Below are 14,238 nucleotides of genomic sequence, written 5' to 3' on the forward strand. Positions count from 1 at the left end.
ATCGTGCGTTTCCGACTTCTCGGCCCGATGCGGATCCAGGTCAACGGGTCGCCGGTCAAGGTCACGGCGCCCAAGCAACGGACCGTCCTGGCCATGCTGCTGGCCCGGGCCGGCCACGTCGTCCCGATCAGGTCGTTGGTGTCGGAGGTGTGGGACGAGCGGCCACCCCGCTCCGCTGTGGCGAACCTGCGCACCTACCTCATGCAGCTGCGCAAGCTGCTGCCGGACGAGGAGTGGCTGGTCACCTCGGACGTCGGCTACCTGCTGAGGGTCGGGCCTGAGGAGTTCGACCTCTTCGAGTTCGAGGCGCTGTCCGCGCGCGGCCGCCAGGCGCTGGCCAGGCGGGATCTGGGCGCCGCCGAGGAGGCCTTCACCCGGGCCCTGGCGCTGTGGGACGGGACCGCGGCGGAGGACGTGCCGCTCGGCCCCACCCTGCGCGAGGTGGTCGCCCGCCTCACCGAGCACTATCTGGGCGTGGTGGAGGAGCACGCGGACGTCCAGCTCGCTCTCGGCAAGAACGCGACGGCGGCCACGCGGCTGCGCGAGGTGATCGGGCAGTACCCGCTGCGCGAGCGGCTGCACGCCCAGCTCATGGTGGCCCTGTACCGCAGTGGCGACGTGGTCGGCGCGCTGGACGCGTTCGGGGCCGCCCGCCGGATCCTGGCCGACGAACTGGGCATCGACCCAGGACCTGACCTGCGCCGGCTGCAGCAGGCGATCCTGCGCAGGGACACCGCTCTGCTGACCCCCGACCGTGACGTCCCCGCCGTGCCTGTCGATGACGGGCGTCCGCGTCCGCGTCTGCTTCCGCGGGCTCCCATGGTGTTCGTGGGCCGGTCCGCCGAGCTGGCCGGCCTGCACACCGTCCTGTACGGCGGGCCAGGCCCCTCCGTGGTCGCGCTGCACGGCCCCGGCGGTGCGGGCAAGTCGGCGCTCGCCCTGAAGGCGGCACACGGCGTGGCCGACCGCTATCCCGACGGTCAGCTCTACGTCGATCTCCAGGGGTCCACGCCCGGCCTGCCGCCGTTGCGACCGGCCGAGGTACTCGGCCGGTTCCTGCGCGCGCTGGGCGTGCCGCCCGGCGAGGTCCCTGCGGCACCGGCGGAGGCGGCCACCCACTACCAGTCGTTGCTGGCCGACCGGCGTGTCCTGGTCGTCCTCGACAACGCCGTCGGCGCCGCCCAGGTGGGGCCGTTGCTGCCGGCGGGAGGCGGCTGCGCGGCGCTGGTCACCAGCCGTGCCGCGCTGACCACCGTGGACGCCGTGCCCATCGCCGTCGGCATGCTCGACGAGGCGGATTCGGTGCGCCTGCTGGCGTTGCTGGCCAGCCAGGAGCGGGTGAGCGCCGAGGTGGAGGCGGCCGCGGAGATCGCGCGCTGGTGCGGCTACCATCCGCTGGCGCTGCGCATCGCCGGGGCTCGGCTGGCGGGCAGGCCCGACTGGTCACTCGCCAGGTTCGGCCTGCGGCTGGGCGACCAGCAGCGGAGGCTGGACGAGCTCCAGGCGGCCGACCTGCGGGTGCGCACCTGCTTCGAGGTCGGGTACGGAACGCTGACGAGCACCGCGAAGGCCGCCTTCCGCGCGTTCGGCGTGCTGGAGGTGCCAGAGGTCGGCGTCGAGCTCGCCGCCGAGCTGGCCGACCTCGACCCGACGACGGCGGAGGCCGCGCTCGACGAGCTGACCGAGGCACGGCTGCTCGAGCCGGTCGGCGACGGCCGGTTCCGCATGCACGACCTGTTGCGCCTCTTCGCCGCCGAGCGGGCCGTCACCCATCATGCGCCGGAGGAGCGCGCGCGGGCGGTCGGGCGGGCCCTGGACTGGTACCTGGACCACTGCCGCCGGCTGCAGGCTCTGTTGCAGCCGCACCTGGTGCCCGTCAGCGGGGGCGCCCGCGCGACCGGTGTGGACCTGCGCGATCTCCCGACGGCGGTGCGGTGGCTGGAAACGGAGCTGCCGTGCCTGGTGGCGGCGGCCGTACAGGCGGCGAAAGGGAGACAGGGCGGCTTCGCCATCGAGCTGATGGCCCTGATCAAGGCCATCGCGATGAAGAACGGCTACTGGCGGGAGCTCGAGACCATCGCGCGGCTCGCCATCGAGGTCGCGCGGCGCGACGGCGACCGCACCGTGGAGGCGTCCACGCTGGCGACGCTGGGGCTGGTGGAGTGGAAGTCCGGCCAGGCCGAGGCGGCGCACGACCTCCTGCGCCGGGCGCTCGATCTCTGGCGTGACGTGGGCGATCGCGGGGAGGAAGGGCTGGCGCTGCACAACCTCGGCTGGCTGTGCATGCAGTCGGGAGATCTCGACGCGGCCCTCGACCACATCAGCGCGGGCCTGCTGCTGCTCGAGGCGCACGGGTCGAACCGCGTCGGGCTGGTCGCGCACAACCTGGGAGAAGTCCTGCTCCGGCTGGGCCGGTACACCGACGCGGTGGACCGCTTCGAACGGTGCCTGTCCATTCGGCGGGCCGATCGCGACCTGTACGGCGAGAGCATCACGCTGGCCGCGCTCGGCCGCGCCCACTGCCTGCTCGACCAGCGGGAGAAGGCGCTGGTGGTGCTGGAGGAGGCGCTGGCCCGCTGCGAGGAGACCGGCAACAGGGAGGATCAGTGGGAGGTTCTGCTGAGCAGGTCCGAGATCCGTCTGCGGCAGGGTGATCCGGCCGCCGCCGCGGCCGACCTGGCCCGCGTCCTGGAGCTGACCGCCAAGATCGGCGACGCGTACGGCCACGCCGCCGGCATCCGCCAGCTCGCCAGGGCAAGGGCGGCCCTCGGCGATCCGCGCGCCGCGGCGGACGCCGGCAAGGCCGAGCAGCTCTTCGCCGATCTCGCGACGCGGCGCGATCCGGTGCTGGAAAGGCTGCTCACCACCCGGCTGTAGCGCGGCTGTATGAGGCGCTGTATGCCCCCCGCATAGGTTTCGGCTGACCGCATCGCAACGAAAGGAGCGAATCCATGACTGCTGTTCTTGGCAGGCTCGGCGACCGGATTCTCGACAAGCTGGTGCCCAAGGCGTCCGCGAAGGCGGCCGCCGAGTGGTACGTCCACTGCTACTGCAGGGAGCGCTCCGACTTCCGAAAGATCTGCACCACCGCCGGTGGCGTGACCCGCTGTGGGTCTTGCTACGCGTTCAGAATCTGCGGTGGCTAGGTAGGCACGAGGTCTGGCGGCGGTGCCCGCCGCCAGACCCGGCGCGAGGTGAAGACTGTGCTGTATCTCATGATCGCGTGTCGATTCCTGCTGGCCGCCGTCTTCGCGATCGCGTTCGCGGGGAAGGTCCGTGGCCGCGCGGCGTTCGACGAGTTCGTGTCCTCCATCGTGGTTCTCGAGGTCCTCCCCCGGCGCGTGTCCGTGGCGGCCGCGCACGCGCTGCTGGCCGCCGAGGCCGCGGCGGTCCTGCTGCTGGCGCTGCCGTGGACCGTACCGCTGGGGTTCGTGGCCGCTGTGGGGACGCTCGCCGTCCTGACCGGCGGCATCCTGGCTGCCCTGCGCCGAGGGCGGCAGGCGCCGTGCCGGTGCTTCGGCGCTTCCGTCACACCGCTCGGCCGGGTGCACGTGGTGCGCAACCTCGTCCTCGCCACCCTCGGCGGCGTCGGGCTCGTCGCCTGGATCACCGCCGGCGCGTCCACGCCACATCCGGCCGGTGTCGCCCTCGCACTCGTCGCGGCCGGCGTGGGCGCCCTGCTCGTGGTGCGCCTCGACGACCTGATGGAGCTGTTCACCGTCTGAAGTGAGGTTGCCTGATGCCCTTCCTGGTTGCCGCTGTCGTGTTCGTCGGCCTCCTGTGCCTGTTCAACCTGGTGCTCGGTCTCGGGGTGCTGCGCCGGCTGCGCGAGCACACCGCTGAGCTCGCGCGCCTCAACGAACGCTCGATGTTCATGCCGTACGACCCCGCCGTGCTGGTCGGTCGCGCGCTGCCCGAGGCCGCGGCGGGTGCGCGGCTGGTGGGCTTCTTCGACGTCGGCTGCAGCACGTGTCACGAGCGCGCACCGCAGTTCGCCGAGGCGGCAGGGAAGCAGCCCGCCCTCGCGGTCGTCACCGGCGACGGCGCGAAGGTCGACGACCTCGTCGCCATGGTCGGCGGCGTGTCGCGCGTGATCACGGGCGAGGAGGCCGCGCGTCTCACGCACGACCTCGGCGTGGAGGCGTTCCCCACCTTCCTCTTGGCCGACCAGGAGGGCACGGTCGCCGCCGCGCACACGGAACTGTCCGAACTGCCCGTCGTGGCGACGGCCAGATGACCTCCGACCGCCTGCGACGGGCCGCCACCCTGGGGCTGCTGTGCTGGCGGGCCGGGCCTGTGCTGGCGGTGTCCCAACTGGTGGTCACCGTCGTGGCCGGGCTGCTGCCCACGGGCACCGTGTGGGTGACGAAGCTGCTCATCGACGGGCTGGCGGCGGGTCTCGTGGACCGGGTGCTGGGGCCGGTCGTCGGACTCGTCGCCCTCGGGCTGGCCGCGGGGGTGCTGCCCCACGTCACGGGATATCTGCGGGCGGAGTCTGACCGCAGGCTCGACCTGCTGCTGCAGGACCGCCTCTACACGAGGGTGAACGGGTTCCAGGGGCTGTCCAGGTTCGAGGACCCGGCCTTCCTCGACGAGCTGCGGATGGCCACGCAGGCCACGGGCGGCGCGATGGGCCCGATCACCTCGGGCCTGTTCGACCTCTGCCGCAACGTCATCACCCTGGCCGGGCTCCTCGGCGCGCTGGCCGTACTGAGCCCTCTGATGGCCGGGCTGGTGGCCGTCGCGGCGCTGCCCACCCTCGCCGCCAGGATGTCCCTGGAGAAGCGGCGGACCAGGATGATCGCCGGGCAGTCGACGGCGGCCAGGCGGCAGATCTTCTACTCCTCGCTGATCACCGACGTGGAGGCCGCCAAGGAGGTACGGCTCTTCGGGCTCGGCGACTTCCTCAGGCGCAGGGTCATCGGCGAGCTCGGCACGATGCAGGCGGCCGAGCGGCGGCTGGACCGGCGGGAGGCGCTCACTCAGTCGGCGCTGGCCGGCCTGTCCGCCGTGGTCAGCGGCGCGGGGTTGGTCTGGGCGGTGTACGCCGCCCTGGCAGGGCGGCTGACCCTGGGCGACGTCACGGCCTTCGCCGCCGCCGTGGCGGGCACCCAGGCCGCCCTGATCGCGACCGTGGAGAACGCGGCCAACGCGAGCCACGCGCTGCTCCTGTTCGACCACCACGAGCGGGTGATGTCGCTCTCCGACGACCTCTCACCACCGCGCAGGCCGGCCCTGCTGCCGGCTCTCCGGCGCGGCATCGAACTGCGGGACGTGTGGTTCCGGTACGACGAGAGCCACCCCTGGGTGCTGAGCGGCGTCGACCTGACGATCCCCCACGGCGCGTCGGTCGCGCTCGTGGGGCTCAACGGAGCCGGCAAGAGCACGCTGATCAAACTGCTGTGCCGCTTCTACGATCCGTCCCGCGGGGCGATCCTCTGGGACGGCGTGGACATCCGCGACGTCCCGCCGGCCGAGCTGCGCGCCAGGATGGGCGTGCTCTTCCAGGACTACATGAGCTACGACCTCACCGCGGCGGAGAACATCGGCGTCGGCGAACTCGAGGCGATGTCCGACCGGGCCAGGATCCAGGCCGCCGCCGAGATGTCCGGAGCCGACCAGATCGTGCGGGCGCTGCCCCAGGGGTACGACACGATGCTGAGCCGGATCTTCTTCGGACCGGAGGACGACGCCGGAGTGGTGCTCTCCGGCGGTCAGTGGCAGCGGCTGGCCCTGGCCCGCGCGCTGGTGCGCGAGCGACGCGACCTGCTCATCCTCGACGAACCCAGCTCGGGGCTCGACGCGGAGGCCGAGTACGAGGTGCACCGGCGGCTGCGCGAGCACCGGTCGGGACGCACCAGCCTGCTCGTCTCGCACCGGCTCGGCGCGGTCAGGGACGCCGACCTCATCGTGGTGCTCGGCGAGGGGAGGATCGTCGAGCAGGGCACCCACGACGACCTCATCGCCGCGCGCGGCGGCTACGCCCATCTGTTCGAAACCCAGGCCAGCGGCTACCGCGTCGAGGCCTAGCAGTCCCCGCGTCCCTCCGGGGAGCGGGTCGTCATGCCCTGCCGTTGGCCGCGCACCAGTCGGCCCACGTGGTGGCGCCCTTGCCCAGCTGCTTGTTGTAGAAGGAGGTCCAGGAGTTCTCGCTCGGGCCCGGCTCGGTGGGAGCGGCCTTGTAGAGCGGGTGGGCGGCGTCGACCTCCGCGCGCAGCCACGGCTCGATGTCGAGGTAGGACGGCAGCGACCAGCTGCGGGCGTGGTAGGTGAGCTGCCCGCGGACGCCGGTCTCCGGCAGGCACATGAACGGCGCCCACGGGCTCGTCCTGGACCAGCTGATCTTGGTCTTCATCGCGCCCCTGGGGACGGTGCCCGCGACCGTGCGGGCCGCGACCTCGCGGTCGTCGACGTAGAAGTCGAACATCTCCTGGGCCGCGTAGACGCCGTTCACCAGGCCGAACGACTCGCCCAGCGTGAGCCCGAAGTTGGTGCGAACCGGGATGTCGCTGGTCCACACGGTCTCGTCGTGCATCTGCCGCAGGGGCGGGCCCGCGTAGGAGGGGGTGACGTTGAACGGGCCGAAGTTCACCGTGTCGTTGTTGATGGGCACGACGGGATAGGTCCGGAGGTCGATCGGGTTCGTCCACTCCCGCACGATCTTCGTGGGGTCGGCGGGGTCGGTGTAGAAGACGATCTCGCGGGAGAGCTGGTAGAGCTGCGTGGTGCCGGGTACCCGGTACAGCCGCCGGATGTTGTAGCCCTCGATGTTGAACAGCTTCTGGCCATGGCGCAGCTGCGGGTCGTGAGCGTTGCCCTCGATGTTGGCGTAGACGGCTCCCGAGATCCTGAAGACCATGTCCCGCCCGTCAGGACGCCCGTTGGTCTGCAACGACAGCAGCCCGCTCTTGTCCGTCACCGTGCGGTAGACCGGTCCAGGGGCTGTCGGATCATCCAGCTCCTCGCCCGCCGCCGCACCGGGAACGGCGACGCAGACCAACAGGGCGGTGAGGGCTGCGGACAAGGTGAAAGCACGACGCTTGAACAAGGGTGCTCCTGCGATAGATACAGAGGGGCGACAGGGACAAATGTGATCATTTCAGCTCACGGGACCCACCCTCAACCAAACCTGGCGTCAACGACACAGTCATCCGAGCCCTTTGCTTTCGTGATCACTCTGCGCTTCCCGGTGACAAGGAACCTTGCGACAATTCCGCGACAGAACGCGCGGAGACGGGAGGCCGGGGTGTCGAACAGGGTGCTGACCCACGTGTTTCACGTGGACGTCGCCCCGGAGAAGGTGTTCGAGCACCTCACCGCTCCGGAGAGTTACATCGGCCTGTCTCCTCTCGTGGTCGCCGTCAGAGAGGTGGACCGCTCGGAGCCCGGTGTGATCCGGTACACGGCCGTCGAGCGCTTCCGATTCCTCCGGATCTTCACGCACGACAACCCGATCACCGTGGCCCTCCACACCGACGGTCTGTCCGTCCACGGCGAGGTGCGAAGCCCCGGACGCATCCGCATGGCCTACCGCTTCGACCTCGAGCATGACGGCACCGGCACACGGGTGAGCGACAGGCTCGACCTGACGGCACCGTGGCTCCTGGCCGGGTTCGCCGCAGGCCAGGCGCGCAAGGTCCAGCTCGCCCGCGCCCGTATCCTGGCCGAACGGCTGTCTCACCTGGCCGGTGCCTGAAGAACGTCCGCGCGAAGATCTCGATGGCCGCCGGTGCGGTGCCGGACGGTGAACAGCCGGTCGTCCTCCGTCGTCCCGGTTCGCTCTGTGCCGGGATCACGTCGGTGAGCGAGGTCACTGGCGTAGATGGTCGATCGCCGGGTCCGCGAGCTGTGGATGGACAGAAGGAAACGAGCCGTCGCCGAACAGGACCCGCGCCGCCAGGGCCCGACCGGCACGGCCGCGCAGCATGGTCACCGCCGCCTCTGCCAAGGCGGGTGATCGGATGCCGGCGAACACGCGGCGCAGCACCAGCCGGCCTCGGAACCGGCTCCGCAACGCGTTCCCGTCGTACCGGCTCAACATGCGCGGGTCGCCGGTCCGCAGGTAGCCGGCGGCGACCGCCGCGGCCCATTCCGACATGCGGAAGCAGGGGTCCAGCCCACCGGCCGTCAGCGGCGACACCGCGCCCGCCGCGTCTCCGACGAGCAGCCCTGCGGGGCAGGCCAACCGTCGCAGCACACCGCCGACCGGGATAGGACCGCCTCGACGTTCGACCGGACCTGCCGGCGCCGCGCGGCCTGGCGCGTCCGCGGCGAAAGCGTCCAGCAGGTGACGGATGCCGGCGCGCATCGCGTCCGGGTAGCCCGCGACGCCGACATGCGCATGCCGGCCGTCGTCGATGACCCACCCGAGGTACCCAGGAGCGACCCGGGGGTCCAGCACGCAGTGGAACGCCGGGGTGGTCGTGCCCGACGCGATGGGATGGACGAGCTCGGCACCGACGAGGAAGCGCCGGTTGACATCGAGACCGAGATCGCGGGCCACCCTGGAGCGGGCGCCGTCCGCGCCGACGATGAACCGGGCCTTCACCGGTTCCGCACCCGCGAACCGTACACAGCCCATCGACGCGTCGACGTACCGTACGCCCAGGAGGACCTGCGCCCCGGCCGACTCCGCCGCGTGGCGTGCGTGCTCGTACACGGCCGCCATGTCGGCCACGCGGTACTCGTCCCTGTCGCTGGTGAGCCGGATCGGCGCCCGCCGCGACGGCGGATACAGCAGCACGTCCCGCACACCAGGCCCGAGCAGATGGTCGGGCAGGTCGAAGTCGTCCAAGGTGCGACGCACGAAGATCCCGGTGGTGCGGATGCCCGCCGACAGCGACCTGCGGCGGTCGACCACCATCACTTTCAGGTGCCGTCGCGCGAGCAGGTGGGCTGTGCGCAGACCGGCCAGTCCCGCCCCCACGACCAGTACATCCACTGTCTGCATATCCTGCGACGATAGGAGCGAGGACGCACCCTTGCGACCGTTTGCACGCGACCCGCACAGGACCTCCCCACCGTCGCCACAACGGGACGGTGGACTGCTCCGCTGCCGAGAGGTCGCCTCTGTGATCCCCGATCAGAAATCGTCATCAGGCGCATCTCCTTACTGGGGAGCCCTTCCGCGTCCCTGAGATCTCGATCGAGGAGTGAGCATGGCCGAGTCACGAGAGCACACCTTCGCCGGTGTCCGAGGGGTCAACACCGTCCGTGAATGGCCCCACGACCGGCCGCGCTACGTGGTCATCCTGATCCACGGCTACGGCGAGCACATCGGCCGCCACGAGCACGTGGCCGACCGCCTCGTCCGGCACGGCGCCGCCGTCTACGGCATGGACCACGTCGGCCACGGCAAGTCGGAGGGCGATCGGGCGCTGATCGAGGACTTCGAGGACGTGGTCACCGACGTGCGCACGGTCGAGGAACGCGCCCGGAGGGACCATCCCGGCGTGCCCCTGGTGGTGATCGGCCACTCGATGGGCGGCATGATCGCCGCCCGCTACGCCCAGCTTCACGGGACCGGCCTGGCCGCGCTCGTGCTGTCCGCGCCCGTGATCGGCGAGTGGGAGGTCGTGTCCACGTTGCTCGCCCTCGACGAGATCCCCGGCATCCCCCTCGACCCGGCCATGCTGTCCCGCGATCCGTCCGTGGGAGCGGCGGCCGCCGCCGAGCCGCTGGTGTGGCACGGGCCGTTCAAGCGACCCACGCTGGAGGCGTTCACCGCGGCGCTGACCACGCTCGCCGAGGGCGGCACGTTCGGGGCGCTGCCGACGTTGTGGGTGCACGGCGAAGACGACCCGCTCGTGCCGCTCGGGCCCAGCAGGGGCGGGATCGACACCGTGCGGGGGACCGACCTGTCCGAGCGGATCTACCCGGGCGGCAGGCACGAGGGGTTCAACGAGACCAACAAGGACGAGGTCCTGGACGACGTCACATCGTTCATCGACCGCGCCCTGACCGCCCGGGCTCGAGGCGTCAGCGAGTGGTGATCTCGAGATAGGGGACGGTCTTGGAGGAGAGGCCGCCGACAGCCACGCCTACTCCAGCACTCTCGGCCAACCCGACGCTGGCCGGTCCGCCCAGCTTCGGCTTGAGGTAGCCGGTGAGATTCAGCTTCACCCAACTGCCGGACTCATCCACCGGCGGGAACTCGCCGAGTTTGTTGCTCAGAGGCGGGCGGGTGTCGAAGGTGACCCCGGAGGTCCAGTCGTTCCCCATGGCGTACGCGACAGCCCTTCCCTGGACGTCACCGCTGTCGTCGACGTGCATGTGGGCGTGCAGCACGATTTTGGCGATCCGGGCAGGCTCGACCTTGACGGCGCCGAGGTCGAAGCGGAAGTACGTCTCGCGGTAGTAGCCCGGGTTACCGGTCTTGACCTTGCATTTCATGCAGGCGGCGTACGCGTCGCCGGAGTAGCCGCCTGCCCGGACCATGTTGGTCATGGTGGCGGGCACGCGCAGCCTCCGGGGACCCGCCTTCGGCGAGGCGGAAGGGGTGGGCGTCGCCGAGGCCGCGATGCTGAGAGGGAGGGCGGCGACCCTCGACGCGCCGTTCATGGTCACCTTGACGGTGATGCGGACCCGGCCGGCGGCGAGCACGGTGACCTGGCCGTCGGGGCTGACGGTGGCCACGCGGGGATCGGCGCTGTGAAAGTCGAAGGTGGCTTTCGACAGACTGGCCGCGCGCCCGTTGGACAGACGGCCGGTCACCTTCAGTTGGAGAGTCTGACCAGGAGTCTGGGCTTTCGCGTCCGTTGTCACGAACACCTTGGTGAGGGTGGGCTTCTTGGACCTCGCCGAGGGTTCAGCCGAACTCGGCGAAGGGGTGACAGGCTCGCGCCCGGTGGCCACAGGCTGCGGGGAAGAAGTGGTGGCGAGCACCGCCTTCGCGGCCGGTCCGCCGGTCAGGTTGACCGCGGCCACGGTGGCGACCACCGCGGTGAGCGCCGCGGCCGTCGCGAGAATCCATCGGCGGGACCTGCGGCGTGCGCTCGTGGGCGCCGTTACGGCAGGCCCAGCGCGAAGGGGAGGGGCCGCTACCGGTGCGGGGGGTGTGACGGCGGCGGGAAGTGGCGCCGGAATGGCGGTCGCCGGCTCGGTCACCGGGAGCCCGAGCGCCCGCTGCACCTTCTGCAGCTCCTCGACGAAGGCCCAGGCGGTCTGCGGCCGCGCGTCAGGCTCCTTGGACATCGCCCGCTCGACGAGGGCGCGCAGCGGAGCGGGGACGCCGGGCTCCGGGCAGCGGAGGCAGCGGCTGCCTGAGCACCCTGAGCAGCAGCGGGGCGACCCCGACATCGGCGGCGTCATAGTAGGCGGGACGTCCGGCCAGCAACTGGTAGAGAGTCGACCCGAGCGCGTAGACGTCGGAGACGACGTTCTGGGGTAAGCCGTTGAGCACCTCAGGAGCGGCGTGGTGCGGAGTGAAGATGAGCGTGTTGGACGACAGCTGCCCGACGTCCAGCATGCGTGCCACACCGAAGTCGGCCAGCGCCGGCTCGCCGTACTTGGACACGAGGATGTTCTGCGGCTTGATGTCGCCGTGGAAGACACCGGCATCGTGCACGGCCGCCAGGGCGGCGGCGACCTTCACGCCGATCCGCAGCACCTCGTTCGCTGGGAGCGCTCCCGCCGCGCGCAGCTGAGTGTGGAGACTCCCACCTTCGTGAAAGTCCATGACGATGTACGGCCGGCCGTTGGGGGTCGTGCCGGTGTCCAGCGCGGCCACGATGTTGGGGTGGTCGCTCAGCCGACCCATGACCTCCAGTTCCCGCCGGAAGTTGCGCAGCGCCCGCTCGTCCAGGTCCGCCACCGAAAGAATCTTCACGGCGACCACGCGACCGACCCGCTCGTGCAGGGCGCGGTAAACCACGGCGAAACCACCCTGGCCCACAGGTTCGATGAGCCGGTAACCGGGAATGTGGTCCCGAAGATCCCCCAGTGTCACCCGACAGATACTGGCATATCGGGAAATCTTTGTCAGGGATCCAGGGGCTCTAGGCAAGCCCGGCGATCGGCCGCAGACCATGACAGCGAGAATGGGCGCCGTATTCGCGCGGACGGAAGATCGTGGAAGTCAATCAAGAGCGAGCGTTACATCCGCGACCGCCTCCGCCTCCCGCGCGCCGCAAGCGGACGACCGGCTCATGCACCGCGACCAAGAATGACCGCCGCCTGACCGTCCGCGAGCCATTCCACATCCAATGACGCGCCGCTTTCCATCTCGACGATCGCCATCGCGCTCGCTTGGGAGAGCGGGGGCCATCGCGCTCGCTTGGGAGAGCGGGGGCCATCGCGCTCGCTTGGGAGTGCGGGGCGTAGAGCTCCGAGTCCTGCTGCGGTGTGCGGGGCGGCTCGGCACACCGCGGCAGGGTCCATTGCCGGCACCTGGCCCCTGCCGCGAGACGGCCAGCCCTCGTCACGCAGCAGCCGGACCGCCTGATGCACGTTCCATCAGCCCGTCAGGAAAGACGGCGCTTCGCCAACCCACTCCTCGCTCCGCCTCACTCCTGTGGCGAGCTCGATGGCCGTCAGAGCGGCAGCCTGCCAGCTTTCCCCCTTCTTCCAATCGAAATCGGGAAAGGACCGCCTGCACCTGCGGCCACCGCTGCCAATCTGGCAGCCCCGGAAGAGCGCCCGCAGTTCCGCGACCGACAGCGTGCGACGAGCTGGCGGCCCACCCGTGCATCGGCGATGCTGTGACGCGTGGAGTACGTGTCCAGAGTGCCGCGACCGCCGCTGGATGGGTTGATCGACGACCTCTACTACCTGGAGGGCGCGCCGCCGTACCCCCGGCTGACGCTGCCGCCGATGCCGTCGGCGGTGCTCATCCTCAACCTCGGGGCTCCGCTCCGCATCCGCGCCGGCACCGACATCGAGGCGGCCGAGTACACCGACGGCTGCGTGGTCACCACGCCCACCCGCGCCTTCGAGTTCGGCTACCCACCGGGGACCCGGTCGGTCGGCGTGCACTTCAAGCCGTGGGGGCTGGCGCCGTTCCTGCCGATGCCCGCGGCCGAGCTGTGCGACCAGCCGGTGACGGTGGAGCAGATCTGGGGCCGCCCCACCACCGCTGAGCTGCAAGACCGGCTGGCCACGGCGGCAGGACCGCACGAGATGCTGACGCTGCTCGAGGAGGAGCTGATGCGACGGCTCCGCGAGACCGCCGGCTTGGGGCTGGTCCGCCACACGAGCAGCGTCATCGCGGCGGCCACCGGAGCGGTGGCGATCGGCGACCTGAGCGCGGCGGCCGGCGTCAGCAGCACCCATCTGGCACAGCGGTTCAAGGAGCTCATCGGCGTCACGCCGAAGCGGCTCGCCCGCACCTACCGCTTCGCCGCCACCGTGCTCGCGATCGACCCCGCCGGACCGGTCGACTGGGCCGACCTCGCCGGTCGCGCCAGCTACTTCGACCAGGCCCACTTCGGCCACGAGTTCCGGACGTTCACAGGGCTTACACCGACCCGGTACCTCGACCGCCGGCGGCGGTTCCTGCGCGAACATCCCAGCCATGCGCTCGACGTCGGGCCGCTGCCAGCCGATTGATTTCTTACAAGAGCCGGCAACGCCCGAGACGCCAGTATGGGCACATCCCGAGCAGAGGAGAGAGCCCATGGGCAAGGTGGTCATGTACAGCACGGTGTCGGTGGACGGCTTCATCGCGGACGAGAACGATCAGGTCGGACCGCTGTTCGACTGGTTGTCCAGCGGTGACATCCCGTTGGACGAGACGGGGGAGGTGAAGGTGTCGCAGGCGTCCTACGACTACACCCGGCCGTACTGGGACCAGATCGGGGTGACAGTCGTCGGCCGCCACCTCTTCGACATGACGGACGGCTGGGGCGGCAAGCCACCGGGCGGGATCGACCACGTGGTCGTCGTGTCGCACCGGCCGATGCCCGAAAGCTGGGACCCCGAGACGCCGTTCCACTTCGTCGACGGCGTCGAGGCCGCCATGGCGAAGGCGCAGAAGCTCGCGGGCGACCGAACGGTCGAGATCGCCGCCGGCGACGTCGGCGGCCAGGTGCTGGCCGCAGGGCTCGTCGACGAGGTCGCCATGGACGTCACGCCCGTGGTGTTCGGGTCCGGCAAGCGCTACTTCGGGTCGGTCGCCGCACAACACCTGTTGGAGGATCCGCACGTGGTGATCCAGGGCAACCGAGTGCTCCACCTGCGCTACCGGGTCCGCCGATGACCGACCTGAGCCGGGTACGAGAAGAAGCTCGCACTGCCGGCGGG

The 14,238-nt window shown here is 70.7% G+C and carries 13 protein-coding genes; 9 read left to right on the forward strand and 4 right to left on the reverse strand.

What is annotated here, in order from left to right; translation table 11 throughout:
- Positions 1-3: 3 nt before the first annotated feature.
- The 5 genes from FHR33_RS22530 (at position 4) to FHR33_RS22550 (ending at position 6,030) form a co-directional block, all read left to right on the forward strand.
- A complete protein-coding gene (locus FHR33_RS22530) occupies positions 4-2,877 on the forward strand; it encodes an AfsR/SARP family transcriptional regulator (protein WP_183651111.1) in 2,874 nt (957 codons plus the stop codon).
- 74 nt (positions 2,878-2,951) lie between these two features.
- On the forward strand, positions 2,952-3,146 hold the full coding sequence (locus FHR33_RS22535; RefSeq protein WP_183651114.1) for a hypothetical protein: 195 nt from the start codon (positions 2,952-2,954) through the stop codon (positions 3,144-3,146).
- 69 nt (positions 3,147-3,215) lie between these two features.
- On the forward strand, positions 3,216-3,725 hold the full coding sequence (locus FHR33_RS22540) for a MauE/DoxX family redox-associated membrane protein (protein ID WP_183651119.1): 510 nt from the start codon (positions 3,216-3,218) through the stop codon (positions 3,723-3,725).
- A gap of 14 nt (positions 3,726-3,739) precedes the next feature.
- A complete protein-coding gene (locus FHR33_RS22545; protein ID WP_183651121.1) occupies positions 3,740-4,237 on the forward strand; it encodes a TlpA family protein disulfide reductase in 498 nt (165 codons plus the stop codon).
- Entirely contained in the window at positions 4,234-6,030 is a 1,797-nt protein-coding gene (locus tag FHR33_RS22550) for an ABC transporter ATP-binding protein (RefSeq protein ID WP_183651123.1), read from the forward strand. Before FHR33_RS22545 ends, FHR33_RS22550 begins: the two co-directional genes overlap by 4 nt.
- Before the next feature lie 31 nt (positions 6,031-6,061).
- Here FHR33_RS22550 and FHR33_RS22555 read toward each other — a convergent pair whose 3' ends face one another.
- On the reverse strand, positions 6,062-7,048 hold the full coding sequence (locus tag FHR33_RS22555; protein ID WP_246452044.1) for a DUF1838 family protein: 987 nt from the start codon (positions 7,046-7,048) through the stop codon (positions 6,062-6,064).
- 198 nt (positions 7,049-7,246) lie between these two features.
- Here FHR33_RS22555 and FHR33_RS22560 point away from each other — a divergent pair, with 198 nt between their 5' ends.
- Complete coding sequence (locus tag FHR33_RS22560; RefSeq protein ID WP_183651125.1) at positions 7,247-7,696, forward strand: SRPBCC family protein; 450 nt, start codon at positions 7,247-7,249, stop codon at positions 7,694-7,696.
- A 114-nt stretch (positions 7,697-7,810) separates the two neighbouring features.
- On the opposite strand, the gene FHR33_RS22565 is transcribed toward FHR33_RS22560, so the two are convergent.
- A complete protein-coding gene (locus FHR33_RS22565; protein ID WP_183651127.1) occupies positions 7,811-8,950 on the reverse strand; it encodes an NAD(P)/FAD-dependent oxidoreductase in 1,140 nt (379 codons plus the stop codon).
- 208 nt (positions 8,951-9,158) lie between these two features.
- Here FHR33_RS22565 and FHR33_RS22570 point away from each other — a divergent pair, with 208 nt between their 5' ends.
- Positions 9,159-9,992 (forward strand): alpha/beta hydrolase, encoded by an 834-nt coding sequence (locus FHR33_RS22570; RefSeq protein WP_183651129.1) that lies wholly within the window; start codon positions 9,159-9,161, stop codon positions 9,990-9,992.
- Here FHR33_RS22570 and FHR33_RS22575 read toward each other — a convergent pair.
- Both FHR33_RS22575 and FHR33_RS22580 read right to left on the reverse strand, forming a co-directional pair.
- Positions 9,979-10,926 (reverse strand): CBM96 family carbohydrate-binding protein, encoded by a 948-nt coding sequence (locus FHR33_RS22575; protein WP_183651131.1) that lies wholly within the window; start codon positions 10,924-10,926, stop codon positions 9,979-9,981. The two genes, FHR33_RS22570 and FHR33_RS22575, sit on opposite strands and share 14 nt — an antisense overlap.
- A gap of 250 nt (positions 10,927-11,176) precedes the next feature.
- Complete coding sequence (locus tag FHR33_RS22580) at positions 11,177-12,028, reverse strand: serine/threonine-protein kinase (RefSeq protein WP_246452046.1); 852 nt, start codon at positions 12,026-12,028, stop codon at positions 11,177-11,179.
- 677 nt (positions 12,029-12,705) lie between these two features.
- Here FHR33_RS22580 and FHR33_RS52740 point away from each other — a divergent pair.
- A complete protein-coding gene (locus tag FHR33_RS52740; protein WP_221241201.1) occupies positions 12,706-13,545 on the forward strand; it encodes a helix-turn-helix domain-containing protein in 840 nt (279 codons plus the stop codon).
- A gap of 67 nt (positions 13,546-13,612) precedes the next feature.
- Positions 13,613-14,194, forward strand: coding sequence for a dihydrofolate reductase family protein (locus FHR33_RS22590; RefSeq protein WP_183651135.1), 582 nt, complete (start codon positions 13,613-13,615; stop codon positions 14,192-14,194).
- The last annotated feature ends 44 nt before the right edge of the window (positions 14,195-14,238 follow it).

The sequence above is a fragment of the Nonomuraea dietziae genome, assembly GCF_014195505.1.
GTDB classification, from domain to species: domain Bacteria; phylum Actinomycetota; class Actinomycetes; order Streptosporangiales; family Streptosporangiaceae; genus Nonomuraea; species Nonomuraea roseola.

Bases quoted from the DNA above. Each gene is read 5' to 3' on its own strand.
- FHR33_RS22535 (WP_183651114.1), top strand. From the start codon at position 2,952: ATGACTGCTGTTCTTGGCAGGCTCGGCGACCGGATTCTCGACAAGCTG.
- FHR33_RS22540 (WP_183651119.1), top strand. From the start codon at position 3,216: ATGATCGCGTGTCGATTCCTGCTGGCCGCCGTCTTCGCGATCGCGTTC.
- FHR33_RS22545 (WP_183651121.1), top strand. From the start codon at position 3,740: ATGCCCTTCCTGGTTGCCGCTGTCGTGTTCGTCGGCCTCCTGTGCCTG.
- FHR33_RS22550 (WP_183651123.1), top strand. From the start codon at position 4,234: ATGACCTCCGACCGCCTGCGACGGGCCGCCACCCTGGGGCTGCTGTGC.
- FHR33_RS22565 (WP_183651127.1), bottom strand. From the start codon at position 8,950: ATGCAGACAGTGGATGTACTGGTCGTGGGGGCGGGACTGGCCGGTCTG.
- FHR33_RS22570 (WP_183651129.1), top strand. From the start codon at position 9,159: ATGGCCGAGTCACGAGAGCACACCTTCGCCGGTGTCCGAGGGGTCAAC.
- FHR33_RS22580 (WP_246452046.1), bottom strand. From the start codon at position 12,028: ATGGTCTGCGGCCGATCGCCGGGCTTGCCTAGAGCCCCTGGATCCCTG.
- FHR33_RS22590 (WP_183651135.1), top strand. From the start codon at position 13,613: ATGGGCAAGGTGGTCATGTACAGCACGGTGTCGGTGGACGGCTTCATC.